Source organism: Actinoplanes octamycinicus, from assembly GCF_014205225.1.
GTDB lineage: Bacteria > Actinomycetota > Actinomycetes > Mycobacteriales > Micromonosporaceae > Actinoplanes > Actinoplanes octamycinicus.
Map to the genome: position 1 here is coordinate 5,044,930 of NZ_JACHNB010000001.1, position 26,248 is coordinate 5,071,177.

Here is a 26,248-nt window from a genome sequence, read left to right on the forward strand (position 1 = left end):
CCGCCCCGCCTGCGGCGGCACTACGACAGGAGCCACTCGACATGCTGAGAACCGACCTGCACGCGGGCTGGACCGTGCGCGCCGCCGGTGGACCGGTCCCGGACGAGATCGCCGCCGAGCGGGTCCGGGCCACCGTGCCCGGCACGGTGCACACCGACCTGCTGGACGCCGAGCTGATCCCGGACCCGTACCTGGGCGAGAACGAGGCGGCGCTGGTCTGGTTCCACCGGGCCGCGTGGCTCTACGAGACGACGCTGCGGGCCGCGCCGGCCGCCGCCGACGAGCGGGTCGACCTGGTCTTCGAGGGGCTCGACACGGTCGCCACGGTGAGTCTGGACGGGGCCGAGCTGGGCCGCACCGCGAACATGCACCGGAGCTACCGGTTCGATGTGCGGGACCGGCTGCGCGACGGCGGGATCCCGCTGGCGGTGCGGTTCGACCCGGCCATCGAGTACGCCGAGGAGCTGCAGAAGGTGATCGGGGAACGACCCCGTCCCTATCCGCACCCGTTCAACGCCGTACGCAAAATGGCCTGTTCCTTCGGCTGGGATTGGGGTCCTGACCTGCAGACGGCCGGGATCTGGAAGCCGGTGCGGCTGGAGCGCTGGCGGGTGGCCCGGCTGGCGTCGGTGCGGCCCCTCGCCACGCTGGACGCCGACGGCACCGGCCGGCTCACGCTGCACGTGGACGTGGAGCGGTCCGGGCTCACCGAGGCGACCGACTTGACCGTGGAGGTGACGCTCGGCGAGCAGGCCACCAGCTTCACCATCAAAAAAGACGAAATTTCGGGCATGATCGAAATTTCGGTGCCGAACGCGCCGGTCTGGTGGCCGATCGGCTACGGCGACCAGCCGTTGGTCGACCTGAGCGTGCGACTGAAAGAAGATCATTATCAGACCCGGATCGGCTTCCGCGCAGTAACGGTGGATGAGACGCCGGACGAGATCGGGAGCGCTTTCACGCTGCACGTGAACGGCCGGTCGATCTTCGTCCGCGGCCTCAACTGGATCCCCGAGGACCACCTGCTCACCCGCCTGACCAGGGACGTCTACGCGGCGGCGATCGACCGGGCGGTCGAGGCCCACACCAACCTGCTGCGCGTCTGGGGCGGCGGCATCTACGAGAACGAGGACTTCTACGACCTCTGCGACGAGCGCGGCATCCTGGTCTGGCAGGACTTCCCGCTCGCGTGCGCGGCCTACGCCGAGGAGGAGCCGCTGCGCTCGGAGATCCTCGCCGAGGCCCGGGAGAACGTCGCCCGGCTCACCCCGCACCCGTCACTCGCGCTGTGGAACGGCGGCAACGAGAACATCTGGGGCCACCAGGACTGGGACTGGAAGTCGAAGCTCGGCGACCTGACCTGGGGTGCGAAGTATTACTACGAGGACTTCCCGGCGCTGCTCGCCGAGCTGGACCCGACCCGCCCGTACCATCCGGGCAGCCCGTCCAGCCCCGGCCACGACCCCGAGGTGGTCCACCCGAACGACGACCGGTACGGCACCCGGCACGAGTGGGAGGCGTGGAACCGGGAGGACTACACCCACCACGACACCTTCCTGCCCCGGTTCTGCTCGGAGTTCGGCTGGCAGGCGCCGCCCACCTGGTCGACGCTGCGCGAGTCGCTCGCCCCGGAGGACTTCGACCAGGAGTCGCCGGCCTTCCTGCGGCACCAGAAGGCGGAGGACGGCAACGGCAAACTGAACCGCGGGGTCGCCCGCCACATGCGGGTGCCCGAGGAGTTCGAGGCGTGGCACTGGGCGACGCAGCTCAACCAGGCGCGGGCCACCTCGTACGCGATCGCGCACCTGCGCGGTCACGCGCCGCGCACCATGGGCAGCATCCTCTGGCAGCTCAACGACTGCTGGCCGGTCACCTCGTGGGCGGTCGTCGACGGCGCCGGCCGGCGCAAACCCGCGTGGTACGCGCTGCGCCGCTCCTACGCGCCCCGGCTGCTCACCTTCCGCGGGCCGGAATTGGTCGCGGTCAACGACACCGGCACGGCCTGGCAGGCGACGGTCCGGTTGCGCCGCGCCGGCTTCGACGGGTCGCTGCACGCGTCGTCGGAGGTCACCGTGGACGTCCCGGCCCGGTCGGTCGCGGCCGTCAAGCTCGGCGAGGCGCTCACCACGCCCGGCGACGCCACCCGCGAGGTGCTGGTCGCGGACGTCGGCGGGCTGCGCGCCACGCACCTGTTCGCCGAGGACTTCGATCTCCGGTACGACCCCGCGGCCCTGACAGCGGACATCAGCGCGGCCGAGGGCGGATACTCCATCACCGTGACCGCTGCCTCGTTCGCCCGTGACATCGCCGTGCTGGCCGACAAGGTCGACCCGGACGCGGTGGTCGACGACATGCTCGTCGACCTGCTGCCGGGCGAGACCCACACGTTCCGGGTGCGGACCGCCTGGGCCGACCCCGACGGCTTCCTCGCCCCGGCGGTGCTGCGCTCGGCGAACACGCTCGCCGCTCCGGCCGGGGCCTGACCGCGGTGGCCGGCGGGCTGATCGGGCTGGTGCTGACCGGCAGCGCCGACCGGATCGGGGTGGAGCCGTTCTTCATGGAGCTGATCGCCGGCATGGAGGAGGCGCTCGCCCCGGCCGGGGTCACCGTGCTGCTGCTGGTGGTCCCGGACCTCGACGCCGAGCTGGCCACCTATCAGCGCTGGGCGCGGGATCGCACGGTGGCCGCCGTGGTGGTGGTCAACCTGGTGCACGACGACGTCCGGCCGGACCATGTGGCCCGGCTCGGCCTGCCGGTGGTGCTGGCCGGCAAGCACCCCGGGCCGTTCGCCAAGGTGGTCACCGACGACGCCGGGGCGATGACCACCGCGATCGAGACGCTCAGCGGGCTCGGCCACCGGGTGATCGGCCGGGTCAGCGGCCCGGCCGAGCTGCTGCACACCGCGGAGCGGACCAGCGCGATCCGGTCCGCGGCCGCGGCGCACGGCGTCTCGGTGGTGATCGTCGAGGGTGACTACAGCGCCGAGGGCGGCGTGCGTGGCCTGCGCGAGCTGCTCGCCGGGTCACCGGCGCCGACCGCGATCGTCTTCGACAACGACGTGATGGCGGTCGCCGCGGAGCAGGAGCTGATCCGTTCCCGGGTGCCGGTGCCCGGCCGGATCAGCCTGCTCGCCTGCGACGACTCGCCGCTGTGCGAGCTGGCCGTGCCGCCGCTGTCGGCGCTCAGCACGGACGTGCACGAGCACGGGCTGACGCTCGGGCGGGCGGTGCTCGACCTGGTCCGGGGTGAGGCCGGGCGGGAGCACCCCGGACCGTCGGTGAGCATCCGGCAGCGGGAGAGCACCGGCCCGGCGCCGGCCCAGGATCTCCTCAGCGGCCGGCGGCCGCCGGGATGACGTGCGCCTCCGGACCGGGGAAGACCAGTCCGGTGTGGCCGTCCGACCACCGGACCTCGTAGGGCGGCGTGCCGTCCTGATGGTGCAGCCGGACGATCGTGCCGACCCGGTCGCCGTCGCCGACGTGCCGCCCGTTGACCACGATCCGGTCCCCTTCGTGCGCGATCATGTGCCTGCCTCCGTTCGGGTTGTCGTCCTGGCAGCATCGCACCGCCGGGCCGTGGTGCGTCCGGATTGCGCCATCTGCCAGGACGGGCATCGTGCCCGAACCCGGTGATCAGCATGAATGCCCAGGTCAGCGCGGAATGTCGGAAGTCTGCCGGAAGCGACTCCCCGGCCGCTCGGGAAGGATGTCCGGAACGGGGATTCAGGTACGGGGGTGCCGATGATGATGATCGTGATCGTCGCGCTGACCGGGTTGGTGGTCGCGCTCGGTCTGGCCTTCTGGCCGTGGCCACGGCGACGGCCGGTGCCCCGGCACACCGGCCGCCTGGTCGCGCCGCCGCCACCCCTGCCGGACAGCCTGGAGGGCGTGCTCACCGCCCAGCTGCTGGCCGGCGAGATCTCGTCGCAGCAGTACGTGCGCGCCCTGGAGCGGATCGCCGCCCGGGACGAGCGCCGGCACCCGATGTCGGTGCCCCGCGACTACCGCCCCTGAGTGGATCATCAGCTGGGCTCGCTCCCAGAATGCAGGTGTGCGCACCACGACACCGGGGTATCGAGGGGCGACCATGACTGTCCGGGGGATGATCGAGATGGTGTTGTCCGTGCTCGGCGGCGGCGTGCTGGCCGCGCTGACGCTGGCCTTCTGGCCATGTCGCCGGGGTGGCCCGGCGGGACCGGTGACCGGCCCCGGCCCGCTCTCCACCGTCCTGCTGCCGGCCGCGGTGGTCGCCGCCCCGCCGCCGGTGCCGCGCGCCGAGAGCACCGAGGGACTGCTGGTCGTCCAGCTGCTGCGCGACGAGCTGAGCCCGGCCCACTACCGCACCGCGATGGCGTCGCTGGCCGCCCGCGAGGAGGCCCGCAACCCGATGCGCCTGCCCGGCGAGATCGGCCCCGCGGCGGACTAGCTAGGCACCGGCACGGCGGTCCAGCGGGCCCCACTCGGCCGAGCCCTGCGACTCGACCAGCTCCCGGGCCTCGTCCAGGGCGGCCAGGTCGATCCAGGCGACCGGGCGGTGGCACCGGACCAGCGGCTCGTTGTCCGGGCCGCGGCCCGCCTCGGTGCCGGTCAGCAGCCACGGGCGCACCCCGGGGCCGCGCAGGTCGCGCAGGTGCAGGTAGTCGTAGAGGCGCCGGGCCACCCACAGCCTCGGCGAGCGGTCCCCCCACCACGGCTCGACGGCGAGCGAGCTGGCGGACAGGCCGGGCAGCCGGATCCCGGTCAGCGAGTCCCGGCTGCTGCCCTCGCCGCACTCCCGCAGATCGGTGGCCGGGCCGCGGGACCAGCGCACGTAGAGGTCGTCGCGATGGGCGCCGAGGGTGGCGGCGACGGCGTCCAGGTCGGGGAGCACGGGCAGGTCGTCGTACGGGTGAGGCACGGACGGCGGATGCCCGCCGGAAGTCCGATCAATCCTGTGCGCGGCGGCACACCGGGCGGCGGGCCCGGCGTGGAAAGGTGGAGCCGGGCGACGAAAGGGCGGGGCATGACGGAGATCGTGCTGATCCGGCACGGGCAGACCGAGTGGAGTGCGAACGGACGGCACACCTCGTTCACCGATCTGGAGCTGACCGGGGAGGGCGAGGCGCAGGCGCGCCGGGCCGGCGAGCGGCTGGGCGGGCGGCGGTTCGCCGCGGTGCTGTCCAGCCCGCGGCGGCGCGCGCTGCGGACCGCCGAGCTGGCCGGGCTGACCGTCACCGAGGTGACCGAGGACCTGGCCGAGTGGAACTACGGGGAGTACGAGGGGATCACCACCAAGGAGATCCGGGCCGGGCGGCCGGACTGGTCGCTGTGGGCGCACGGCTGCCCGGGCGGCGAGTCGCCGGCCGAGGTCGGCGCCCGGCTCGACCGGGTGCTGGCCCGGGCCCGTGAGCTGGACGGCGACGTGGCACTGGTCGGGCACGGGCACAGCCTGCGGGTCGCCGGGGCGCGCTGGGTCGGGCTGCCGCCGAGCGCCGGCGGCTTGCTGAAACTGGACACCGCGACGCTTTCCACGCTCGGTTTCGAGCACGCCGTCGACCCGGTGCTGACCAGCTGGAACGCGCCCTGCTGAGCAGGCGGTGACCCGTCATCGGGCGGCCGGCCCGTCATCGCAGGACGGTTGCGATGACGGGCCGGCCGGCCCGGTCACAGGGTGGCTCGGATGTCGCCCAGGCCGCGAGCGATCAGCAATTGTCCACCGGAGGCACGCTCCCAGTCTCCCGTCGTGGTATTCCACACACGCCACATCCGCGCGTCGGTCGCCACGGTGACCCGGGCCGACTCGCCCGGCGCCACCGTGACGGCGGTCCAGCCGGCCAGCCGGACCGGCTGCTCCGGGTCGTCCGGGCGCAGGTAGACCTGCACCACCTCGCGGCTGGTCCGGGTCCCGGTGTTGGTCACGGTCGCGGTCACCGACGGCGGCTCGCCGTCGATCAGGCGCACGTCGGAGTACTCCCACGCGCCGTAGCCCAGCCCGTGACCGAACCAGAAGGCCGGCTCCGGGGCGCGGCCCGCGTAGTGCCCGCGATAGCCGAGGAACGGACCTTCGGCGTACGCCAGCTTGCCGTCCACCGGCGTCACCGACCAGGCCGGCGACTTCTCGTCGGCGGCCGGGAACGTGGTGACCAGCCGCCCGGCCGGCTCGATGTCGCCGAGCAGCGCCGCCGCGACCGCGTGCCCGCCCTCCTGGCCGGGCAGCCCGGCCCAGAGCACCGCGTCGACCCGGGACAGCCAGGGCATCAGCACCGGGGTCGCGGCGTTGACCACCACGACCGTCCGGCGGGCCGCCCCGGCTACCGCCTCGACCAGCGCGTCCTGCGCGCCGGGCAGGGCCAGCGTCGACTTGTCCACCGACTCGGTCTCCTGCTCCTCGGTCAGGCCGACCACCACCACGGCCACGTCCGCGGTGGCCGCCGCCCGGACGGCGTCGTCCAGCACGTCGACGGTGGAGCGCGGCGCCACGTGCCCGATCAGGCCGAACAGCCCGGTGTTCGCGAACGTGCCGTCGGTGAGCAGCTCGACCCGGGCGGTCAGCAGATCGCCCTCGGCCGCGGTGACCGGGTCGACGCGCAGCGGCGGGGTGAGCACCGGCTCGGCGAACCCGTTCCCGGTCAGGTCGAGCCGGTAGTCCATGGTCTGCCGCCCGGCGCTGACCGACCAGGCGCCGGCGCCGAGGACGCCCAGCTCGACCGGGCCGGCCACGGTGACCCGGCCGGTCAGCTCGGCGGTGTGCACCACGCCGTCGAAGTCGTCGTCCATCCCGACCATGGTCGAGGACTGCGCGCAGTAGCGGCTCTCCAGCTCGGCCCCGTCCGCGTCGAACAGCCGGACCCGGATGCCCGGCCTGCCGCTGACCGGGTCGGTGAGGAAGCCGCCGCGGGCCGGGACCGGGCGGGTGCGCACCTCCACGCCGTCGGTCACCGTCACCTCGTCCAGCAGCGCGGTCATCCCCTCCGCGACGCTCGCCTGGTAGGGCGGGTTGACCTGGGCGGAGCCGCCGCCCATGGCGATGGTCTGCACGGCGTGCCGGCCGATCACCGCGATCCGGGCGCCGCGGGTCAGCGGCAGGGTGTCGTCCTCGTTGCGCAGGACCGTCATGCCGGTCGCGGCGAGCCGGGTGAGCTGCTCCTTGCGCACCGCGCTGTCCGGCGCCGGGAGATCGGCCGGGTAGTCGCGCGGGGTGCCCAGCGCGCCGACCCGCCCGGCCAGCCGGAGCAGCCGCTCCAGGTGGTCGTCGATCACCGACTCGTCGACCTCGCCGCGCTCCACCGCCTCGACCAGGGCCCGGCCCCACGGGCCGCCCGGGCCGGGCATGACCAGGTCCAGCCCGCCGTTCGCGGAGGCCGCGGTGGTCCTGGTGGCGAACCAGTCCGACATGATCAGGCCGCGGTAGCCCCACTCGCCCTTGACGATCTCGTTGTTCACGTGCCGCTGCTCGGTGGCGGCGACCCCGTTGACGTCGTTGTAGGCCGCCATCATGGTCCAGGCGTCGGCCTCCTCGACGGCGATCTCGAACGGCAGCAGGTACACCTCGCGCAGGGTGGCCTCGTCGACCACACTGTCCACGGTGTTCCGCTCGGTCTCCGACTCGTTGGCCACCAGGTGTTTCAGGCAGGCGGCCACGCCCTGGTCCTGCATGCCGCGCACGTAGGCGGCGGCCAGTTTGCCGGTGAGCAGCGGATCCTCCGAGTACGCCTCGAAGAGCCGGCCGCCGAGCGGGCTGCGGTGCAGGTTGATGGTCGGGCCGAGGACCACGTGGACGCGCTGGGCGAGGGCCTCCTCAGCGAGGATGCGGCCGACCTCGTACGCCGCGGTGGTGTCCCAGGCGGAGGCGAGCAGTGTCGCGTTCGGAAAGAGGGCGACCACCCGGCCGCCGCTGAACTTGAGGCCGCGGACGCCGGTCGGCCCGTCGGAGAGCCGGATCTCGTGCAGCCCGATCCCGTCGTGCGGCGCCAGGGTGAACGTGCTGGCGCCGGTGAGCAGAGCGACCTTGGTGGCCAGGTCGAGTGTCATGCGTCCTATGCTGACACGTGTAAGTAGTAAAGTCACCCCATGCCCGAGACCCGCCGGATCACCAGCGCCGATGTCGCCCGCCGCGCGGGCGTGTCCCGGGCCACGGTCAGCTACGTGCTGAACGCCACGCCCGGCCAGAGCATCTCGCCGGCCACCCGGGACCGGGTCCTGCGGGCCGCCGCCGGGCTCGGCTACGCGCCGTCGGCGGCCGCCCGCACCCTCCGCACCGGACGCTCCGACGTGGTCCTCTGCCTGCTGCCGGACTGGCCGATCGGCAACGAGGTGGGCAACCTGCTGGGCAACCTGTCCACCGCGCTCGCCCGGGAGGGGCTCACCTTCGTGGCGCACCCGGGCAGCCGGGCGGACCGGCCGATCGCCGAGATCTGGAAGGCGATCACGCCGGCCGCGGTGCTGTCCTTCACCGACTTCTCCGACGACGAGACCGAGGCGATGCGGGCCGCCGGGGTGGCGCTGGTGGTCGCGCTGCTCGGCCGCGCCGGCCGGCACGGCCGCGAGCTGGAGGTGCCGCAGCAGCTGGTCGGCAGACGACAGGCGGAACACCTTGTGGGTACGGGCCACGCGCGCCTGGGCTACGCCTACCCGGACGACCCGCGCCTGCGGATCTTCGCCGACCCGCGGCTCGCCGGGGTGCGCGCCGCCCTCGGCCGGCAGCCGGTCGTGGAGACGGTGCCGCTCGACGCCGAACCGGCCGCCGAGGCGGTGCGGCGATGGCAGGCGGCCGGGGTGACCGGGGTGTGCGCGTACAACGACGAGGTGGCCCTCGCGGTCCTCGCCGGTGCGCGGACGCTGTCCCTGACCGGCCTCGCCGTGATCGGCGTGGACGACATCCCGGCGGCCCGGCTCGCGGTGCCCCCACTGACCACGGTGACCACGGACCAGCGGACCCTCGCCACCCACCTGGCCACGACGGTGGTCGCCGCGGTCAGCGGCCGCCCGGCCCCGATGCTGCCCACCGCGGACCTGATCCGAGTCGTCACCCGCGAGTCCGCCTGACCCCGCTTCCGGCCGTCGTCTCCCGCGAGTCCGCCTGACCCGGCGTCTCCCGTACCGGCCGTGGCTCAGGCTGCCGTCGTGCCCCGTGTTGTCGCCTCCGGTCCCACGCTGACAACGAACGCACAGGTCCGGCACATGGTCATTTCAGGACCGGGGCGAAGGGTGAAGGCATTACGGGGAACCCAGTCGAGGGGAAGCACCATGATCACCGAGTTGAACCGTGGAGCCGGCACCACCAACTCGACCGCTCCGGCGCCCGCCGCGGATCCGGTCGTCGCCGTGTTCGGCCAGCAGAGCCGGGTCGCCGCGCTGCCGCCGCACCTGCCGTCCGGCTGGCGGATGCGGCAGCTCGGCTCGATCGACGAGGTGCGGCCCGGCGAGCTGGTGCTGCTCAGCGGCGCCCGGACCGAGGACGTGCGGCTGGCCCGCACGGTCCTGCCCCGGGCCACCCGGGTGGTCGCCCTGATCGACGAGTGGGCCCCGGCCGAGCTGGTGGCCGGCGTGCTGACCGCCGGCGCCGACGTCTGCGTGCGCGGCGGCCACCCGGCGATCCTGGCCGGGCACCTGGTCGCCTGCCGCCGCCGCCAGCTCGCCGAGCGCTGGGCCGGCCTGGACCTCGCCGACAACGCCTGACCCCGCCCGAGGGGTCAGCGGGCGGCGAGCAGGTGGGCCATCTCGGTGCGGGACCGGACGCCCAGCCGGGCGAAGACGTTGCGCAGGTGGTGGTCCACGGTCCGGGGGCTGAGGTGCAGCTCCTGGGCCACCTCCCGGTTGGTGGCGCCCTCGGCGACCAGGGCCGCGATCCGCTCCTGCTGGGCGGTCAGCCCGGCGCCGTCCAGCGGCTGCGGCCCGGATCGTCCGGCGGCGGCCCGCGGTGCGGAGCGTTCGCCGGCGGCACGCAGTTCGCGGATGCTCTGCGCCGCCCACGGTTCGGCCCCGAGCAGCCGGAACGTCTCCGCGGCCCGGCGCAGGTGCTCGCGGGCCGCCACGTGCCGGCGCCGGCGGCGCAGCAGCCGGCCGTAGAGCAGCTCGGTGTGCGCCCGCGGGAACCCGGCCTCGCCGACCCGCCGCAGCGCCGCGTGGAAGTGCGCCTCGGCCGCCTCACCGTCCCGGGTGCGCAGCGCCCGGCACCGGTCGCGCAGCGCCAGCCACCCGTCCTGGCCGGTCCGTCCGGCCCAGTCGTCGAAGGCGGCCGCGACCGGGTTCAGCGCCGGTTCCGGTCCGGCCGCCTCCAGCAGGTGCGGGACCACCGCGACGCGCAGCAGCACCGAGCCCCGGCCGGGCGGCCCGGCCACCACCAGGTGCAGCCGTTCGGCGGCGGCGCGGCGCTGCCCGTCGACCAGGTCGAGCACGGCGAGGGCCCATTCGCACAGCGGGCGGGCCTGTTCGGTGCCGGTCGCCGCGCGGATCCGGGCCTGCCCGCTGTCCCGGTCGCCGACCATGGCGGCCAGCACGGCGAGCAGCCCGAGGTGGGTGCCGGCCAGCGCGCTCTGCCCGGTGCCGCGGGCGGTGGCCACACCGTCCAGCGCGGCGGCGGTCGCCGCGTCGTAGTCCCCGGACGCCATCCCGGCCAGCGCGGCCAGTTCGAGCGCGCGCGGCACCAGGCTGTGCGCCCCGTCCGCGCCGGCCAGCACCACGGCCCGCCCGGCGGACGCGGTCGCCATCCGGGCGTCCCCGACGAGGATCGCCGCGGTTGCCGCCCGGATCAGTGGGATCGGTTCGCGCACCGCCCCGGCCAGTTCCAGCTCCTGCCGGAACCGCGCGAACGCCGCCTCCTCGTCCCGGCACGCGATGTCGGCGAGCCCGGCCACGTGGTGGTAGGCCATCGTCACCGCCGCCGCTTCGTCCCCGCGCCGCCCGGCCGCGACCCGGCGCGCGAGCGCCGCATAGCGTCCCTGCTCACCGGCCAGGCCGGCCGCCTCGCCGGCCAGCGACAACGCGTCGAGCGCCGCGACCGGATCGCTCTGCGCCAGGTCCGCCGCGACGTCCATCAGGATCTCCCGGGAGGCGGGTCCGTCCGGCCGCATCTCGGCGGCCAGCCCGCGGGCCCGCACCCGGGTGCGGGCCACCGTCACCTGACGCAGGAGCAGGCCGGCCCGGTGCGGACGGCCGGCCAGCCAGGCGGTGCGGGCCGCGTCGACCAGGGCGGCGTCGCGGACGGTGGGGTCGGTGGAGAGCTGCGCGGCGTACCGGAAAGCCTCTGTCGCCTCGGCCGGCGCGGCCGTCGCGGCCGCCTCGGTGAGCTGGGCGGCGAGCGCGGGATCCGCGGTGGTCGAGGCCGCGGCGCGGTGCAGGAGCGCGTCCAGGCGGCGGCCGTGCGCGGCCGCGACCCCGGCCAGGGCGAGGTGCGCTGTCCTTCTGCCGACCGATGACATCTCCCGGTACGCCACCCCGCGCGCGACCTCCGACCCGAAGTGGACCGCGTCCCCGTCGACCGTGACGAGTCCCGCGCGCTCGGCGGGCCGGAAGTCGGCCAGCCCGGCGTCGGCCGCGGCGAGCAGGTCGGGGAGCGGGGCCGGGGGAGTGGCGGCGGCCAGCAGGAGCAGCCGGCGGGTGGCCGGTGGGAGGGCGGCCAGCTCGGTGTGGAGGCGGCGGCGGAGCGGGCTGTCCGGGTGGAGTTCGGTGGGGAGCGGGGTGTAGCCGCGGCGCTGCTCCGGGGAGAGGGAGCGGGCCAGGTCGACCAGGGCGGCCGGGTTGCCGCCGGACAGGTCGGCCAGGGTGAGTGCGACGTCGGCGGCGAGGTCCGGGGCGTGCTCGGCGAGCAGGGTGCGGCACTCCGGCGGGGTGAGCGGCCGGAGGTGACGGGCCGGCAGGTCGAGGTCGGCGAGGCTGGGCGGGCCGGCGGCCAGGACGGCGATCCGGTGACCGCCGACGCGGCGGGCGGCGTAGCCGATCACCTCGCGGGACGGGGCGTCGAGCAGGTGCGCGTCGTCCAGGAGGCAGAGCAGCGGGCGGCCGGCGGCGGTCGTCCGCAAGAAATCCAGGAGGGAATCGCCCGCGGTGACCACCGCCTCGTCGTCGCGGGCCGCGGGCCAGGTGATCCGGTCGGTGAGGCGGCGCAGGGCGGCGCACGGGAAGGAGCGCTCGGCGGCGTGGCCGGGGACGGTGTGCACGGTCCAGCCGGCGGCGTGCCGGAGCGCGGCGCGGAGCAGGGTGCTGCGTCCGGAGCCGGGGGCGCCGCAGAGGACGAGCGCGCCGCCCTGCCCGGCGGCGGCCGAGTGCAGGAGGCGCTCGACTTCTTGCACTAGTGGTGCATGAAACATGTCGAGAGTGTTGCGCGATCGGGTCCGGCCCGAAAGAACAACATCGATGTCGTGCAAGGGGTGAAATTTCCGGGATGTTGCCAGCTGATGAACGCAAGGCCGGTGATTTCGCCGATGCGTGGCCGCCGAGGCGGTGCGCAGACTGGCGCTCGTCGAACCGTCCCCCCAGGTGAAGGAGTATTCGACGTGCACCGGACTTGGAAACGCATGCTGGTGACCGTGGCGGCCACCATCGCGCTCACCGCGCCGCTCGGCGCCACCGCCGCGCACGCCGCCGACAACCCCTACGAGCGCGGCCCGAACCCGACGCTGGCCGCGCTGCAGGCGAGCCGCGGCCCCTACGCGGTCTCGACCACCTCGGTCTCCCGGCTCAGCGCTGTCGGCTTCGGCGGCGGCACCATCTACTACCCGACCAGCACCGCGGACGGCACCTTCGGCGCGATCGCCATCTCGCCCGGCTTCACCGCCTACTGGTCCAGCATCTCCTGGCTGGGACCGCGGCTGGCCTCGCACGGCTTCGTGGTGATCGGCATCGAGACGCTGACCACCGCCGACCAGCCGGACTCGCGGGGCGACCAACTGCTCGCCGCGCTCGACTACCTGACCAGCCGCAGCTCGGTACGCAGCCGGATCGACTCCAGCCGGCTCGCCGTGGCCGGGCACTCGATGGGCGGCGGCGGCAGCCTGGAAGCGGCCAGCGACCGGCCGTCCCTGCAGGCCGCGGTGCCGCTCGCGCCGTGGAACCTGGACAAGTCGTGGACCGAGCTGCGGGTCCCGACGCTGATCGTGGGCGGCGAGGCGGACACCATCGCGCCGGTGGCCAGCCACTCGATCCCGTTCTACACCAGCATCCCGTCGTCGGCCGAGAAGTCCTACCTGGAGCTGAACGGCGCCAGCCACTTCTTCCCGCAGTCGGTGAACACGCCGACCGCGGTGCAGGCGGTGGCCTGGCTGAAGCGCTTCGTGGACGACGACACCCGGTACAGCCAGTTCATCTGCCCGGGACCGAGCAGCCTGTCGATCTCGGACTACCGGAGCAGTTGCCCGGTGTGAGTGGGTCGCGGTGCTAGCGTACCGCGCTCGCCGGCCCTGGTCACTCGGTCGAAAGACCGTGTCTGACCAGGGCTTATCGCCGTAAGGTCGGTGACCGTCGCCGATCTGTGGAGGAATCCTGAACGTCGCAGAGCTGACCCTGGCCCGACTCCGTGGCCTGGGTCGCAACCCGGCCATCACCGAGCACCTGTTCCGCCGGGTGATCGGCCGTCCCGATCTGGAGGGCTGGTACCGGAGCTGGCTGATCAAGAGTCGTGACCCGTGGACCGACGAGATGTTCGACGCCGTCGCCGCCCACCCCGATCCGCTGGTCCGGGTCGCGCTGGCCCAGTCACCGTACAGCTCCGGAGCGCAGCGCGCCCGGCTGGTGGACGATCCGGACGCGGAGGTGCGCCGCGCGCTCGCCGAGGGACCCGACATGCCGTGCGAGCCGATGCCGGCCGAGGCGTACCGGCGGCTGGCCACCGACCCGGAGCGCCGGGTGCGGCGGATGTTGTGGCTGGTGGACTCGCTGCCCGAGGTGGCCAGGGCGGTGCTGGGCGGCCTGGAGAGCCCGTTCCCGGCCTCGCCGGCCCAGCCCGCGCCACCGCCGGAGCCGGACGTCCTCTCCCCGGCCGAGGTGGAGCGGCTGGTCCGCAGCGAGGACGCGGGGGACCGGTGGCGGGCCGCCCGGTACGCGCCGTCGCCACCGGCGCTCAGCGCGGATCCCGACCCGGGTGTGCGCCTGTGCCTGTCGATGCGGCCGGATCTGACCGAGGAGGAGCGGGCCGCGATCGACTACTACGTCGGCCCGCACGACCGGCTGCCGGTCCTGCCCTGGGTCCGCGATGCCGACGCGCGGACGCTGGACACGTGCGTCCGCTCCCGGCACATCGGGCTGCGCCGCAGCGCGACGCACCATCGGGCGCTGACCGCGGACCAGATCGCGATCCTCGCCGAGGACCCCGACTTCGCGGTCCGGTTGATGCTCTGCGAGCGGCACGACGACGTGCCCGGGCACCTGGTGGTCCGCACCTACCTCGAGGCCCGGGTGATCACCCGGGGCAACCTGCTGCGGCATCCGGCGTTCCCGCGTACCGAACTGGCCCGCTACGCCGACTCACCGCACTGGGAAGCCCGCGCCCTGGTCACCATGGATCCGACCGCCGCGGCCGAGCTGATCGACCGGCTCAGCCGCGACGAGCACCCCGGCGTGCGGGCCTGGATGGCCGCCGACGAGCGGCTGTCCGTCGCGCGGATCCTGGAGTTGCTGGACGACGAGGAGACCGCTGAGCCAGCCGCGGCCAACCCGGGACTGCCCCGTGCGGTGATGGAGCAGATCGTGGATGCCACCCCGTCCGTTCCACCGGACCGGCCGGGGGTGCTCGTGCTCGGGCACACCACCCCGTCGCACCAGGAGCTGACCGGGATCTGATCCGGAGATGACCGTGCCGGCCTCGTCACGACGGGGGGACGAACGAGGCCGGCACGGGGTCTTTCTCAGGAGGCCGCCGAGGGCCGCAGAACCTTGCAGGTCTCGACGGCCTTCTTCGTGGTGGCGTCCGACTCGTCGAGCTTGCCGGTGTCGGTCACGCCGTTGTCCTTGAGGCAGTTCAGGTACGCCGCGTTCGCGCCGTTCCCACCGGTGCCGTTGCCGGGGCCGCGCCCGCCGAAGCTCGGCCGCACCGACGCGCACGCCTCCTGCGCCTTGGCCCAGGTCGCGTCGTCCACGCCGTCCGGCTTCGGGAAACCGCCGCCGCCTCCCGGGAAGCCACCGCGGCCGCCGAAGCTCCCGGAGGGCCGGGGCTGGCCGGACGGACGGGCCTCGCCGGAGGGACGCATCCCGCCGTTGCCCGGGCCACCCGAAGGCATCGTGACGGTCACGCCGTTCTTCGCGAGACACTCGGTGTACGCCGCGAACGCCGAGGTGCCGCCGCCGTTCTGGCCGGCCGTGCCGTTCGCCGAGCTGTTGCTGTCGTCCTGGTCGCCGCACGCCGCGGTGAAGGCCACCGACACGAACGCCACCGCCGCGCACGCCGCGACCCGGCGGGCCACCTTCGACTTGACTACCGGCACAAGCGTCTCCTTGATTCGTCGGGCGGGTACGACGGCATAGCGAACCCGGCGTTCCTATGCGGAAGATCGGACGCGGCTAGGAATTGCCTTTGAGCCGGTCCGGCGGCTCCGAGGGAACTCCGAGGCAGGACCGAGCCGGTGGCGAGGACGGCTCGCCAGACTCCTCGGCCATGGGTGTTGCACTGGCCGGTCGCCGGCGTCTGATCTGGCTCGGCGTGACCGTCGTCGTGCTCGCGTTGCTCGCCTACGGCGTGGTGCGCGCGCTGACGGCGGACGGCGCGGAGGAGTCGAAGGCGGCCGAGACCGTCACCGTGGACCGGGGCGCGGTGACCAGCGAGGTCGCCACCACCGGCACGTTGCAGCCGGCGCAGACACGCAGCCTGTCGTTCGCGGTGGACGGCACCGTGGAGACCGTCCAGGTCCGGGCCGGGACGACGGTGACCGCGGGGCAGGTGCTCGCGGCGGTCGACGACGAGGACGCGCGGGACGCGGTCGACGACGCGCAGGACGCGCTGGACTCGGCGGAGGACTCGCTCGCCGACGCCAAGGAGGCCGCCTCCACGACCTCCACCACCACCGGCTGCGACGCGGCGGCGGCCTATCGGCTGGGGGCCACGGCCACCGCCTCGGCCTCCGGCTCACCCTCGCCGACGGCCACCGCGACGGCTTCCGCCACCCCGACCGCGACGAAGACGGCGCAACCGGCCGCCACCGCCACCAAGACCAAGGGCAGCGGTGGCACGACGGGCGGGACCACCGGCGGCGGCACCACCGGCGGCGGGACCACCGGTGGCGGCGCGTCCGGGGGCGGCGCCTCCGCGTGCACCGGGACCAGCGGCGGCCAGCCGGGCGGTGGCCAGCAGGGCAGCAGTGGCGGTGACGCCATCCTCACCGCGCAGCAACGGGTGAACCAGGCCGAGGTGGCCCTGGAGAAGGCCGAGGACGCCCTGGCGGGCGCCACCATCACGGCGCCCATCGCCGGCAAGATCCTCACGGTCGGCGGCAAGGTGGGCAGCCAGGTCACCGCCGGCTCGGCGTTCATCACCCTGGCCGACGTCTACGACATGCAGATCAGCGCCGCCTTCCCGGAGGCCGACGCGGACCACCTGGCGGTCGGGCAGAAGGCGGTGATCACCCTGGCCGACAAGCCGGGCGAGACGTTCGACGCCACCCTGGTGGTGGTCGACCCGGTCGGCACCAGCGACGGCACGCTCACCACGTTCGGCGTGGTGCTGTCCTTCGTCGACGCCCCGGAGGACCTGCTGGTCGGGCAGAGCGCCCAGGTCAGGGTGACCACCGGCAGCAAGGCGGACGTGCTCCGGGTGCCCAGCACCGCGGTGCACGACGTCTCCGGGACCAACGGGACCGTGCAGAAGGACGGCGCCGTGGCCGAGGTGCGGATCGGCCTGCGCGGCGACCGGTACACCGAGATCACCGCGGGCCTGAGCGAGGGTGATGCGGTGTCCCGATCCTGGTGACAGCGGGCTCATAGCCCACTCAAAGAAAACGTTGATAAGTCTGTGCGGTGCTTTCCGAGACCCGATACCCGATGACCGTCGGCGACACGTCGGCGCGGCCTGCCCGCGTCCTCGTCGTGGACGACGAGCCGAACATCTCCGCGCTGCTCAGCGCCACTCTGCGGCTCGTCGCCTTCGACGTGCGGGTGGCCGGGACCGGCACCGCCGCCCTGGTGGCGGTGAGCGAGTTCGAGCCGGACCTGATCGTGCTCGACGTGATGCTGCCGGACCTGGACGGGTTCGAGGTGGCCCGGCGGCTGCGCGCCGCCGGGTGCCGGACGCCGGTGCTGTTCCTCACCGCGCGGGACGCGGTCGAGGACCGGATCCTCGGGCTCTCCACCGGTGCCGACGACTACGTCACCAAGCCGTTCAGCCTCGAGGAGGTCGTGCTACGGATCCGCGCCATCCTGCGGCGCAGTCAGCCGGAGGACCCGAAACCGGACACCGGGGTGCTCCGGTACGCCGACCTGGAGCTGGACGAGGACGCCCACGAGGTACGCCGGGCGGGTCGCCTGATCGAGCTGTCGCCGACCGAGTTCAACCTGCTCCGGTACCTGATGATCAACGCCGGTCGAGTGGTCAGCAAGGCGCAGATCCTGGACCGGGTGTGGAAGTACGACTTCGGTGGCGACGGCCGGATCGTCGAGTCGTACGTCTACTACCTGCGCCGGAAGATCGACCGGGCCGAGCCGGCGCTGATCCACACCGTGCGCGGCGTCGGCTACGCCCTCCGGTTGCCGCGCGGCGCGCAGGAGTGACCCGCTGGACGCTGCGCTCCCGCCTCGTCCTGGTGGTCGGCGTCCTGGCCGCGATCGCCCTGATCGCCGCGAACGTCGCCGGCGTCGTGCTGATCCGCTCCTACCTGCAGGGGCGCATCGACAAGCAGCTGACCGACATGGCCCGTCCGCTGGAGTTCGCGAGCCAGCAGCAGGACAGTGGTTTCGGCCCGCGAAGCCGCTTCTTCCGAGTCGGCCCGGACCAGGTCGCCTACCTCTACCGGGCGGACGGGACGCTGGACACCGACCGCAGCTATCCCGCCGATGACACCCGGCCGGCCGTGCCGTCGTTCGCTTCGCTGGCCGCGCGCGCCGCGGAGAAGCTGCCCTACACGGTCTCCAGCCCGGACGGCACCGACTGGCGGGTGATCGCCCTTCCGGTCGGCAGCACCGGTGGGTATGCCCTCTTCGGCTCGTCGCTGGACGAGGTGCGGCAGACCACCGACCAGCTCATGCTCATCGACGGCGGGGTGCTGCTGCTGATCCTGGCCCTGCTCGGGCTGGGCGCGGCCTACGTCGTCCGGATCGGCCTGCGTCCGCTGACCGAGATGGAACAGGCGGCCACGGAGATCTCCGGCGGCGACCTGTCGCTGCGGGTGCCCGGCGCCGGCCCGCACACCGAGCCCGGCCGGCTCGGCCTGGCGCTCAACTCGATGCTCAGCCGGATCGAGACCGAGGTGGCCGAACGCTCCGCGGCCGAGCAGCGGCTGCGCCAGTTCGTCGCGGACGCCTCGCACGAGCTGCGCACCCCGCTCACCTCGATCCGCGGCTTCGCCGAGCTGTACCGGCGCGGCGGCGCCCCGCCCGGCCCGCTGCTGGACGAGACGATGAGCCGGATCGAGGCCGAGGCCGGCCGGATGGGCGTGCTGGTCGAGGACCTGCTGATGCTCGCCCGGCTGGACCGGCAGCGCACCCTGGACCTGCGCCGGGTCGACCTGCTGGAGATCGCCGCGGACACCATCCGGGACGCGCACGCCCGGGTGCCCGGCCGGCAGGTGCTGCTCGCCGGGCTCAGCGACGACGAGGACACCTTCGAGCCGGCCACCGTGCTCGGCGACGACCACGGGCTGCGGCAGGTGGTGACCAACCTGGTCGCCAACGCGCTGAACCACACCCCGGACCGGACCCGGGTCACCGTCCGGGTGGGGCAGGCGGGGGAGTCCGCGGTGCTCGAGGTCGAGGACGACGGCCCCGGGGTCGCGCCGGAGCACGCCCCGCGGATCTTCGAGCGGTTGTACCGGGCCGACCCGAGCCGCAACCGGGCCACCGGCGGCGGATCCGGTCTCGGGCTGGCCATCGTGGCGACCATCGTGCACGGGCACGGCGGTGCGATCGAGCTGCGCGAGACCCCGGGCGGCGGGGCCACGTTCCGGGTGCTGCTCCCGTCCGTCGGTGACGGGGCGTGAGATTCAAAGCTGGCTCCGAGGTTCCGCCGAATCTCCTCCCAGGCCGCCCCTCAAAAGTGTCCGGCATGAAGCTACGCAGTGCTGATCCGCGGCGGACGACACCATGAAGAATCGCGTTTGGAGCCGCCACCCGTCACTGGTGGTCAATGCCGTGATCGGCATCGTGCTCGTCGCCGGCGCCATCACGGTGTACGAGACGTTCTCCGGGTCCGGCGACGGGGGAACGGCCGCCGTGGCCTCCGAGCGCACGGTCACCGTCCAGCGGGGCACGGTCACCAGGACGGTGACCGCGGACGGCACCGTGGAGAGCTCGACCACCGCGAGCGCCAGCTTCGAGACCAGCGGAACGGTCACCGCGATCACCGTCAAGGTCGGTGACAAGGTCAAGAAGGGTCAGGTCCTGGCGAAGGTGGACCCGGCCGCGGCCAAGCGCACGCTGGCCGCCGCCGAGGCCGACCTGGACGCCGCGAACGACGCCCTGGAACGGGCCGAGGACGCCGGCTCGGACACCTCGGACGCCGAGAACCAGGTGGCGGAGGCCCAGCTCGCGGTCGACGACGCCGAGGCCGGGGTGGACGGCACGGTCCTCAAGGCACCGATGGCCGGCACGGTCACCGCGGTCAGCGGCACGATCGGCAGCTCCGCCTCGGGCACCGGCTCGTCGAGTTCGTCGTCCTCGTCCGGCGGCGGCGCGCAGGGCGGCGGCGGTTCCGGCAGCAGCAGTTCCTCGGCGTCGACCGGCTTCATCGAGATCGCCGACCTGACCAGGATGTCGGTCTCGGCCAGCTTCGCCGAGGCGGACGCCACCCAGCTCAAGGAGAACCAGGTCGCCACGGTCACCTGGAACGCGCTGAGCGGGACCAGCCAGAGCGCCAAGGTCACCGCGATCGACCCGTCCGGCACCACCACGAACAGCGTGGTCACCTACGGCGTCACGCTCAGCCTGGACAAGGTGCCGACCGGCGCCAAGGTCGGGCAGACCGTCTCGGTCGTGGTCACCACCGGCGCCAAGGCGGACGTGGTCATGGTCAACTCGGCCGCGATCACCACGGTCGGCAAGCGGCACACCGTCACGGTCGTGGCCGGCGGCGTGCAGGAGACCCGGTCGGTGGAGATCGGCTTGGAGGGCGACGCGGCCACCGAGATCACCTCCGGGCTGACCGCCGGCGAGCAGGTCACCGTCAAGACCACCTCGACCGGCGGCAGCGGGACCACCGGTGGCTTCCCCGGCGGCGGCCTCACCGGTGGCGGCGGCTTCCCCGGTGGCGGCGGCAACTTCCCCGGTGGCGGCACCGGCGCCCGGACCGGAGGCGGCCGATGAGCCGCCCGGTCCTCCAGGTTCACGATCTCAAGAAGATCTACGGTACGGGTGAAGCCACGGTCCACGCCCTGCGTGGCGTCTCGATGACCGTGCACCGCGGCGACTACGTGGCGATCATGGGATCGTCCGGCTCCGGCAAGTCGACGCTGATGAACATCCTCGGCGCTCTGGATGTGCCCACCCACGGGTCGTACAAGCTGGACGGCGTCGAGGTGGGCACGCTCTCCGACGGTCAGCTCGCGCTGGCCCGGAACCGGCTGATCGGCTTCATCTTCCAGGCGTTCAACCTGATCCCGCGGACCACGGCGGTGGCCAACGTCGAGCTGCCGCTGGCGTACGCCGGGGTCCGTCCCAAGGAGCGGCGCCGCCGCGCGATGGCGGCCCTGGACATCGTCGGTCTCGCGGACCGCGCCGGTCACGAGCCCAACCAGCTCTCCGGCGGCCAGCAGCAGCGCGTCGCGGTGGCCCGGGCGCTGGTCACCGAGCCGGCCCTGCTGCTCGCCGACGAGCCCACCGGCAACCTGGACAGCAAGTCCACCGACGACGTGCTGCGGGTCTTCGACGACCTGAGCGCGGCCGGCCGGACCATCGTGATCATCACCCACGAGGACGAGGTCGGCGCCCGGGCCAAGCGGCTGATCCGCCTGGTCGACGGCGCGATCGTGACCGACGTCCGGCAGTCCCCGATCGACCGGCCGCCGGTGGGTCATCCGTACTCTCTCGCCGGGCGGCACAGCGCATGAGCTTTCTCGAGGTGATCCGGTTCTCGCTGCGCGGGCTGTCGGCCAACAAGCTGCGCTCGGCGCTCACCATGCTCGGCATCCTGATCGGTGTCGCCGCGGTGATCCTGCTGGTCGCGGTCGGCAACGGCTCGGCCAAGGCGATCAGCGACCGGATCGAGGCGCTGGGCACCAACACGATCACCGTGATGAGCACCGGCCGGGGCGGCTCCAGCAGCACCGCGCTGACCAAGAAGATGGCCGACGCGCTGGTCGACCCGGAGCTGGCCCCGGACATCAAGTCGGTGTCGCCGGTGGTCAGCGCGTCCTCGGCGACGATGACCTACGAGGGCGCCGACCACGCGGTCAGCACCTTCGTCGGCACCACCCCGGACTGGTTCGGCGCGTCCAGCACCCCGGTTGAGACGGGCGCGTCGTTCACCGCGGACGACGTCGCCCAGGGCCGCCGGGTGGTGGTGATCGGGCAGACCGTGGCCGAGGAGCTCTTCCCCGGCGTCGACCCGATCGACAAGCAGGTCACCGTCAGCGGCGCGCTGTTCACCGTGGTCGGCGTGCTCAAGGAGAAGAGCTCCACCGGGTTCCAGGACTCCAACGACACCGCGGTCGCCCCGCTCACCGCGGTCCAGCAGGTGCTGGCCGGGTACGGCTCGCTGACCTCGATCCTCGTGGAGGCCAAGGACCCGGACAAGGTCGACGCGGTGCAGAGCGAGGTCTCCACGATCCTCGACCAGCAGCTCGACGTCTCCTCGTCCACGTCGTCGCGGACCACCGGCACCGGCACCAGCAGCACGCCGTACCGGATCCAGAACGCGTCGTCGCTGCTGGAGACGCAGACCGAGACCGCGGACACGTTCACCACGCTGCTCGGCGCGGTGGCCGCGATCAGCCTGCTGGTCGGCGGCATCGGGATCACCAACATCATGCTGGTCACGGTCACCGAGCGGACCCGGGAGATCGGCATCCGCAAGGCGCTCGGCGCGCCGCGCCGGGTGATCCTGACCCAGTTCCTGATCGAGGCGACCCTGCTGAGCGTGCTCGGCGGCGCCCTCGGTGTGGCCGCCGCCCTGATCGGCAGCCATTTCACGATCGTCGGGGTGAAACCGGTGATCGTGCCCAGCTCGATCGGGCTCGCCGTCGGCGTGTCCGTCGCGATCGGGCTGTTCTTCGGCGGGCTGCCCGCCGCCCGCGCCGCCCGCCTGCGTCCGATCGACGCGCTGCGCTACGAGTGAGGACTCCGCTGTGAACCGGATGAACGACGAGACCGCCCTGCTGCCGGCCGTGCCGGCTCCCGCCCCCGCCGACGCCGACGCCGACGCCGACCACGAGGGTCTGGCCGAGGAGCTGGCGGCGGCCGCGCCGAAGAAGTGGTGGAACAAGGGCACCATCGGGCTCGGCGTCGGGCTGCTGCTGATGGGCGGCTTCCTCGGCGGCGTCCACGCGCAGAAGCAGTGGGGCACGTCGACGGCCACCACCGCCGGCTTCCCCGGCGGCGGCACCCGCGGCTCGGGGAACTTCCCGGGCGGGCTCAGCGCCAGCGGCTTCCCCGGTTTCGGGCAGGGCGCCCAGGGCGGCGGCACCGGCGGCACGACCACCGCGGCGGCCGCCGGCACCACCGGCAAGGTCAAGCTGGTCAACGGCAAGACCATCTATGTGGAGACCGCGGACGGCACCGTGGTCACCGTCAAGACCGACGGCTCGACCGCCGTGTCGACCGCGAAGAAGGGCAAACTCAGCGACGTCAAGGCCGGCGACTCGGTGACCGTCGAGGGCGCCGCCGGCGCCGACGGCGCGGTCACCGCCACCTCGGTCACCGCGCGAGGCAAGTGACGAACTAGTTATTGATGACCACGCCTCTCGCTCCCTAGGCTGAACCTAGATCTAGGGGGTGAGCCGCGTGCAGCGCGACCTGCCCACACTGCACGGCCGGGAGGCGTTGCTCGCGGAGATCGACGCGCGGCTCGCCGCCGGCGGCGGGGTGGCCCTGCACGGGCCGCCCGGCATCGGGAAGACCGCTCTCCTGGACGCCGTCGCCGAGCCCGCCACCGCCCGCGGCGAGCTGGTCCTGCGCCTGCGGCCGGCCCGCGGCGAGCGCACCCTGGCCTGGGCGGGCGTCGCCGACCTGATCCGGCAGATCCCACCCGGCGCGGTGGCCGCCCTCCCGCCCGCCGCCCGGCACTCGCTCGCCGCCCTGCGCCAGGGCCGTCCGCCGCGCACCGGCGTGCCCGCCCTGGCCCGGCGCCTGCTGCTGCCCGCTCTGCTCGCGCACTGCGCCCGCACCGGCCCGGTGCTGCTGGTGCTGGACGACGTGCAGTGGCTCGACCCGGAGTCCGCCGAGCTGCTCGCCTTCGCGATGCGCCGCCGCCCCGGCCCGCGGATCCGGGCGATCACCGCCGAGCGCCGCCCGGACCCGGCCGGCCGCCGCCGCGCCGCCCGGCTCTGCCCGCCCCCGGTCACCGAGATGGCCGTGCCGCCGCTCGCGCCGGACGACCTGACCGCCATGCTGGAGGCCCGCGGCCTGCCCTGCCGCACCGCCAGCCGGCTGCACCGGGCCAGCGCCGGCAACCCGTTCCTCGCCCTCGCGCTGGGCAGCACCGGCGGCGACGGCCCGGCCTGGCGACCGGCGCCGCTGCCGGAGATCGCCCGGGACCTGGCCCGCGAGCGGCTCGGCTGCCTGTCCGCCGAGGTGAACCGGACGTTGCTGGTGGCGGCGCTGGCCACCGACCCGACGGTCACCCTGCTGCTGCGCGCCGGGCGCGCCGACGCCGCCCGGGAGCTGCGGCTGGCCGCCGCGGCCGGGGTGGTGGAGATGACCGGTGAGGCGATCCGGTTCACGCCGCCACTGATCGCCCAGGTGCTGATCGACGAGACGCCGGCGGCCGGGCGTACCCAAATCCATGCCGCACTCGCCGCAGCCGCGCTCGACCCCCTGGACGCCCTGCGGCATCGCGCCCTGCGCGGAGCCCGCCCGGACGCGGCCACCGCCCGGCGGCTCGCGGACGCCGCCGACCAGTGCGCCGCGCGCGGCGCGGACCGGACCGCCGCCGAGTTCTACCTGCTCGCCGCCGACCGCTGCCCGCACCAGCTGGCCGCCGCGCGCCTCGACTGGCTGGTCGCCGCGGCCCGCACCGCGCTCACCGGGGGAGCGCCCGCGCTGGCCGGCCGGGCCGCCGAGGCGGTGATCGCGGCCGACGCCCCGGCCGGGCACCGGGTCCGCGCCCGGGTGGTGCTGATCGACCTGGCCGGGCAGGCGCTCGGCGAGATGGGGGAGATGTTCGCGGCGGCGCTCGCCGAGGCCGGCGACGACCCGGCGCTGCTCGCCCCGGTCCGGCTGCGGCTCACCTGGCAGGCGATGATCACCGGCGACCCGGACCGGGCCGCCTACGAGGCACGCAGCACCGCCGCGATCGCCCACCGGGTCGGCGACGCCACCAGCGAGGCGATGGCGCTCAGCAGCCTGGCCCAGATCCAGCGGATGCGCGGCGAGCCGCAGTGGCAGGACTCGCTGGCCCGCGCCCTCATGCTGCCCGCCTCGCCGGCGCCGGACTGGCTGCACTACGGCCCGCACTACATCGCCGCCCGCTTCGCGCTGATCGACGACCGGCTCGACGAGGCGCGCGCCGAGCTGCTCCGCCTGCTCGCGGTCGCCGAGCACGACCGGATCGGCGAGGCCCGGGTCGAGGTGCTGCGCAGCCTGTCCGAGGTGGCGGCCCGGGCCGGTCGCTGCCGGGAGGCCCTACGGTACGCACACCGCGCGGTGCAGGCAGCGCAGGAGGCCGGCCTGAGCCCCGGCCCGACCTGGTACACCGCCGCGGTGGCCGAGCTGGCCGGGGGCAGCCTGGCCGCGGCCGCCGGTTTCGCCCAGCGCGGCATCCGCGCCTCCGAGCAGGAAGGCGACAACCTCTACCTGCGCCGCCACCTGCACGCGCTGGGCCAGGCCCGGCTCCGCTCCGGCGACACCCGGACCGGGGTGGCCGCGCTGCGCCGGCTGCGCGAGCTGGAGGCCGAGGCCGGCAGCGCCGACCCGATGATCGTCCGCTGGCACGCCGACCTGGCCACCGGGCTGGCCGCGCTCGGCGAGCACGTCGAGGCGGCCGAGACGCTGGCCGGCGCGCGCAAGGCGGCCGAGCGGCTGGGCAGCACCCCGGCGCTGGCCGGATACCTGGACCGGGCCACCGCGATCGTGCACTCGGAGAGCGGCCAGGCGGACTCGGCGGTCGAGCTGTCCACCGCCGCGGCGGCCCTCTTCGAACAGCTCCGGCAGCCGGTGGAACAGGGCCACGCGCTGCTGGTGGCCGGCGGCGCGGAACGCCGCCGCCGCCGCTACGCCGCGGCCCGCCTGCTGATCGGCGCGGCGCTGTCGATCTTCATGGCCGCGGACGCGCGCCCGTGGGCCGAGGAGACCGAGCGGGCCCTCGCCCGCACCGAGGGCAGCCTCGCGCCGGAGCAGGGGCTGACCTCCACCGAGCTGCGGATCGCCGGGCTGGTCCGGGACGGCGCCAGCAACCGGGAGATCGCCACCCGGCTGTACCTGAGCGTGAAGACGGTGGAGGCGACGCTGACCCGGGTCTACCGCAAGCTCGGGGTCCGCTCCCGGACCCAGTTGTCGTCCCGCTTGCAGGCGGTCGAGGTGGGGCCGCTCCCCGAGCCCACCTCCCCGGCCTGACCACCACCCCACCTCACGGTCCGGCGGCCCCGTCTTCCAGCGACCTCCGCGCCTCCCTAGCTCCTTGCCTTTTCACCGGCCTCCGCGCCGATCTGCCCGCGCTTGCCCGCCGGAGTCTGCGCCCACCTGCCCGCGCTTGCCCGCCGGAGTCTGCGCCTACCTGCCCGCGCTTGCCCGCCGGAGTCTGCGCCTACCTGCCCGCGCTTGCCCGCCGGAGTCCGCGCCAACCTGCCTCCGCCTTCGTGCCGGCCTGCCCGCCTGCCCGGTTTCCGGGCCGACTCGTCTCCGCTTCCCTGACTCCCCACTGGCCCTCTTCTCTCCCTTCCGCGCCAGCGTTCTTGTTCCCTCGCTACCGACTCATCGCTTCCTCTCCGCCGGCATGCCGGCCTTCCGCCGTTGCGCCGGACCGCTGGCTGTCGCGTGCAGCGGTG

Annotated in this window: 22 protein-coding genes; 17 read left to right on the plus strand and 5 right to left on the minus strand. The window is 74.2% G+C overall.

The genetic code is table 11. The annotated features are described in order from the left end of the window. The first annotated feature begins 41 nt into the window (after nt 1–41). Nucleotides 42–2,483, plus strand: a complete 2,442-nt coding sequence (locus tag BJY16_RS22030) for a glycoside hydrolase family 2 protein (protein WP_185041479.1) — start codon at nt 42–44, stop codon at nt 2,481–2,483. Nucleotides 2,484–2,488: 5 nt separating this feature from the next. After that, nucleotides 2,489–3,355, plus strand: coding sequence for a LacI family DNA-binding transcriptional regulator (locus tag BJY16_RS22035; RefSeq protein WP_185041480.1), 867 nt, complete (start codon nt 2,489–2,491; stop codon nt 3,353–3,355). Here the strand turns inward: BJY16_RS22035 and BJY16_RS22040 are convergent. After that, the gene (locus tag BJY16_RS22040) at nt 3,330–3,524 is read right to left on the minus strand and encodes a DUF1918 domain-containing protein (protein ID WP_185041481.1); all 195 of its coding nucleotides are present in this window, start codon (nt 3,522–3,524) and stop codon (nt 3,330–3,332) included. The genes BJY16_RS22035 and BJY16_RS22040 overlap by 26 nt on opposite strands. A 216-nt stretch (nt 3,525–3,740) precedes the next feature. On the opposite strand from BJY16_RS22040, the gene BJY16_RS22045 reads away from it, so the two are divergent. Together BJY16_RS22045 and BJY16_RS22050 are read left to right on the plus strand one after the other, a co-directional pair. After that, nucleotides 3,741–4,013: a hypothetical protein gene (locus BJY16_RS22045; RefSeq protein ID WP_185041482.1), complete on the plus strand. Its 273-nt coding sequence runs from the start codon at nt 3,741–3,743 to the stop codon at nt 4,011–4,013. A gap of 73 nt (nt 4,014–4,086) precedes the next feature. Further along, a complete protein-coding gene (locus BJY16_RS22050; protein WP_185041483.1) occupies nt 4,087–4,425 on the plus strand; it encodes a hypothetical protein in 339 nt (112 codons plus the stop codon). On the opposite strand, the gene BJY16_RS22055 is transcribed toward BJY16_RS22050, so the two are convergent. Beyond that, nucleotides 4,426–4,896: a DUF6098 family protein gene (locus tag BJY16_RS22055; RefSeq protein ID WP_185041484.1), complete on the minus strand. Its 471-nt coding sequence runs from the start codon at nt 4,894–4,896 to the stop codon at nt 4,426–4,428. It lies immediately after the preceding gene. Nucleotides 4,897–5,001: 105 nt separating this feature from the next. On the opposite strand from BJY16_RS22055, the gene BJY16_RS22060 reads away from it, so the two are divergent. Next, nucleotides 5,002–5,568: a histidine phosphatase family protein gene (locus tag BJY16_RS22060; protein WP_185041485.1), complete on the plus strand. Its 567-nt coding sequence runs from the start codon at nt 5,002–5,004 to the stop codon at nt 5,566–5,568. Between the two features lie 74 nt (nt 5,569–5,642). Here BJY16_RS22060 and BJY16_RS22065 read toward each other — a convergent pair whose 3' ends face one another. Next, nucleotides 5,643–8,009 (minus strand): beta-glucosidase family protein, encoded by a 2,367-nt coding sequence (locus tag BJY16_RS22065; RefSeq protein ID WP_185041486.1) that lies wholly within the window; start codon nt 8,007–8,009, stop codon nt 5,643–5,645. Nucleotides 8,010–8,048: 39 nt separating this feature from the next. Between BJY16_RS22065 and BJY16_RS22070 the strand changes: the two genes are divergently transcribed. Together BJY16_RS22070 and BJY16_RS22075 are read left to right on the plus strand one after the other, a co-directional pair. Beyond that, nucleotides 8,049–9,023 (plus strand): LacI family DNA-binding transcriptional regulator, encoded by a 975-nt coding sequence (locus tag BJY16_RS22070; RefSeq protein WP_185041487.1) that lies wholly within the window; start codon nt 8,049–8,051, stop codon nt 9,021–9,023. A gap of 201 nt (nt 9,024–9,224) precedes the next feature. Further along, complete coding sequence (locus BJY16_RS22075; RefSeq protein WP_185041488.1) at nt 9,225–9,656, plus strand: hypothetical protein; 432 nt, start codon at nt 9,225–9,227, stop codon at nt 9,654–9,656. Nucleotides 9,657–9,670: 14 nt separating this feature from the next. On the opposite strand, the gene BJY16_RS22080 is transcribed toward BJY16_RS22075, so the two are convergent. Then, complete coding sequence (locus tag BJY16_RS22080) at nt 9,671–12,268, minus strand: helix-turn-helix transcriptional regulator (RefSeq protein ID WP_185041489.1); 2,598 nt, start codon at nt 12,266–12,268, stop codon at nt 9,671–9,673. A 225-nt stretch (nt 12,269–12,493) separates the two neighbouring features. Here BJY16_RS22080 and BJY16_RS22085 point away from each other — a divergent pair, with 225 nt between their 5' ends. Together BJY16_RS22085 and BJY16_RS22090 are read left to right on the plus strand one after the other, a co-directional pair. After that, nucleotides 12,494–13,339 (plus strand): alpha/beta hydrolase family protein, encoded by an 846-nt coding sequence (locus tag BJY16_RS22085; protein WP_185046595.1) that lies wholly within the window; start codon nt 12,494–12,496, stop codon nt 13,337–13,339. 199 nt (nt 13,340–13,538) lie between these two features. Further along, nucleotides 13,539–14,753, plus strand: coding sequence for a hypothetical protein (locus BJY16_RS22090; protein ID WP_185041490.1), 1,215 nt, complete (start codon nt 13,539–13,541; stop codon nt 14,751–14,753). 65 nt (nt 14,754–14,818) lie between these two features. Here the strand turns inward: BJY16_RS22090 and BJY16_RS22095 are convergent, their stop codons facing one another. Then, a complete protein-coding gene (locus tag BJY16_RS22095) occupies nt 14,819–15,394 on the minus strand; it encodes a hypothetical protein (RefSeq protein ID WP_185041491.1) in 576 nt (191 codons plus the stop codon). Between the two features lie 170 nt (nt 15,395–15,564). On the opposite strand from BJY16_RS22095, the gene BJY16_RS22100 reads away from it, so the two are divergent. The 8 genes from BJY16_RS22100 to BJY16_RS22135 all read left to right on the plus strand — a co-directional run bounded on the left by BJY16_RS22100 (nt 15,565) and on the right by BJY16_RS22135 (nt 25,817). Continuing rightward, nucleotides 15,565–16,872: an efflux RND transporter periplasmic adaptor subunit gene (locus BJY16_RS22100; RefSeq protein WP_185041492.1), complete on the plus strand. Its 1,308-nt coding sequence runs from the start codon at nt 15,565–15,567 to the stop codon at nt 16,870–16,872. A gap of 71 nt (nt 16,873–16,943) precedes the next feature. Next, nucleotides 16,944–17,669 (plus strand): response regulator transcription factor, encoded by a 726-nt coding sequence (locus BJY16_RS22105; protein ID WP_185046596.1) that lies wholly within the window; start codon nt 16,944–16,946, stop codon nt 17,667–17,669. Further along, nucleotides 17,666–19,093: a sensor histidine kinase gene (locus BJY16_RS22110; protein ID WP_203758835.1), complete on the plus strand. Its 1,428-nt coding sequence runs from the start codon at nt 17,666–17,668 to the stop codon at nt 19,091–19,093. The genes BJY16_RS22105 and BJY16_RS22110 overlap by 4 nt, the downstream gene beginning before the upstream one ends. Before the next feature lie 103 nt (nt 19,094–19,196). After that, nucleotides 19,197–20,414: an efflux RND transporter periplasmic adaptor subunit gene (locus BJY16_RS22115; RefSeq protein WP_185041493.1), complete on the plus strand. Its 1,218-nt coding sequence runs from the start codon at nt 19,197–19,199 to the stop codon at nt 20,412–20,414. After that, nucleotides 20,411–21,157, plus strand: coding sequence for an ABC transporter ATP-binding protein (locus BJY16_RS22120; protein WP_239176720.1), 747 nt, complete (start codon nt 20,411–20,413; stop codon nt 21,155–21,157). The genes BJY16_RS22115 and BJY16_RS22120 overlap by 4 nt, the downstream gene beginning before the upstream one ends. Then, nucleotides 21,154–22,383: an ABC transporter permease gene (locus BJY16_RS22125; protein ID WP_185041494.1), complete on the plus strand. Its 1,230-nt coding sequence runs from the start codon at nt 21,154–21,156 to the stop codon at nt 22,381–22,383. The genes BJY16_RS22120 and BJY16_RS22125 overlap by 4 nt, the downstream gene beginning before the upstream one ends. 19 nt (nt 22,384–22,402) lie before the next feature. Beyond that, nucleotides 22,403–22,981: a hypothetical protein gene (locus BJY16_RS22130; RefSeq protein ID WP_185041495.1), complete on the plus strand. Its 579-nt coding sequence runs from the start codon at nt 22,403–22,405 to the stop codon at nt 22,979–22,981. 58 nt (nt 22,982–23,039) lie between these two features. Then, the gene (locus BJY16_RS22135) at nt 23,040–25,817 is read left to right on the plus strand and encodes a helix-turn-helix transcriptional regulator (RefSeq protein ID WP_239176722.1); all 2,778 of its coding nucleotides are present in this window, start codon (nt 23,040–23,042) and stop codon (nt 25,815–25,817) included. Nucleotides 25,818–26,248 lie beyond the last annotated feature (431 nt).

Bases quoted from the DNA above. Each gene is read 5' to 3' on its own strand.
- BJY16_RS22030 (WP_185041479.1), top strand. From the start codon at position 42: ATGCTGAGAACCGACCTGCACGCGGGCTGGACCGTGCGCGCCGCCGGT.
- BJY16_RS22040 (WP_185041481.1), bottom strand. From the start codon at position 3,524: ATGATCGCGCACGAAGGGGACCGGATCGTGGTCAACGGGCGGCACGTC.
- BJY16_RS22045 (WP_185041482.1), top strand. From the start codon at position 3,741: ATGATGATGATCGTGATCGTCGCGCTGACCGGGTTGGTGGTCGCGCTC.
- BJY16_RS22050 (WP_185041483.1), top strand. From the start codon at position 4,087: ATGACTGTCCGGGGGATGATCGAGATGGTGTTGTCCGTGCTCGGCGGC.
- BJY16_RS22060 (WP_185041485.1), top strand. From the start codon at position 5,002: ATGACGGAGATCGTGCTGATCCGGCACGGGCAGACCGAGTGGAGTGCG.
- BJY16_RS22065 (WP_185041486.1), bottom strand. From the start codon at position 8,009: ATGACACTCGACCTGGCCACCAAGGTCGCTCTGCTCACCGGCGCCAGC.
- BJY16_RS22070 (WP_185041487.1), top strand. From the start codon at position 8,049: ATGCCCGAGACCCGCCGGATCACCAGCGCCGATGTCGCCCGCCGCGCG.
- BJY16_RS22075 (WP_185041488.1), top strand. From the start codon at position 9,225: ATGATCACCGAGTTGAACCGTGGAGCCGGCACCACCAACTCGACCGCT.
- BJY16_RS22085 (WP_185046595.1), top strand. From the start codon at position 12,494: ATGCTGGTGACCGTGGCGGCCACCATCGCGCTCACCGCGCCGCTCGGC.
- BJY16_RS22100 (WP_185041492.1), top strand. From the start codon at position 15,565: ATGGGTGTTGCACTGGCCGGTCGCCGGCGTCTGATCTGGCTCGGCGTG.
- BJY16_RS22105 (WP_185046596.1), top strand. From the start codon at position 16,944: ATGACCGTCGGCGACACGTCGGCGCGGCCTGCCCGCGTCCTCGTCGTG.
- BJY16_RS22115 (WP_185041493.1), top strand. From the start codon at position 19,197: ATGAAGAATCGCGTTTGGAGCCGCCACCCGTCACTGGTGGTCAATGCC.
- BJY16_RS22120 (WP_239176720.1), top strand. From the start codon at position 20,411: ATGAGCCGCCCGGTCCTCCAGGTTCACGATCTCAAGAAGATCTACGGT.
- BJY16_RS22125 (WP_185041494.1), top strand. From the start codon at position 21,154: ATGAGCTTTCTCGAGGTGATCCGGTTCTCGCTGCGCGGGCTGTCGGCC.
- BJY16_RS22130 (WP_185041495.1), top strand. From the start codon at position 22,403: ATGAACGACGAGACCGCCCTGCTGCCGGCCGTGCCGGCTCCCGCCCCC.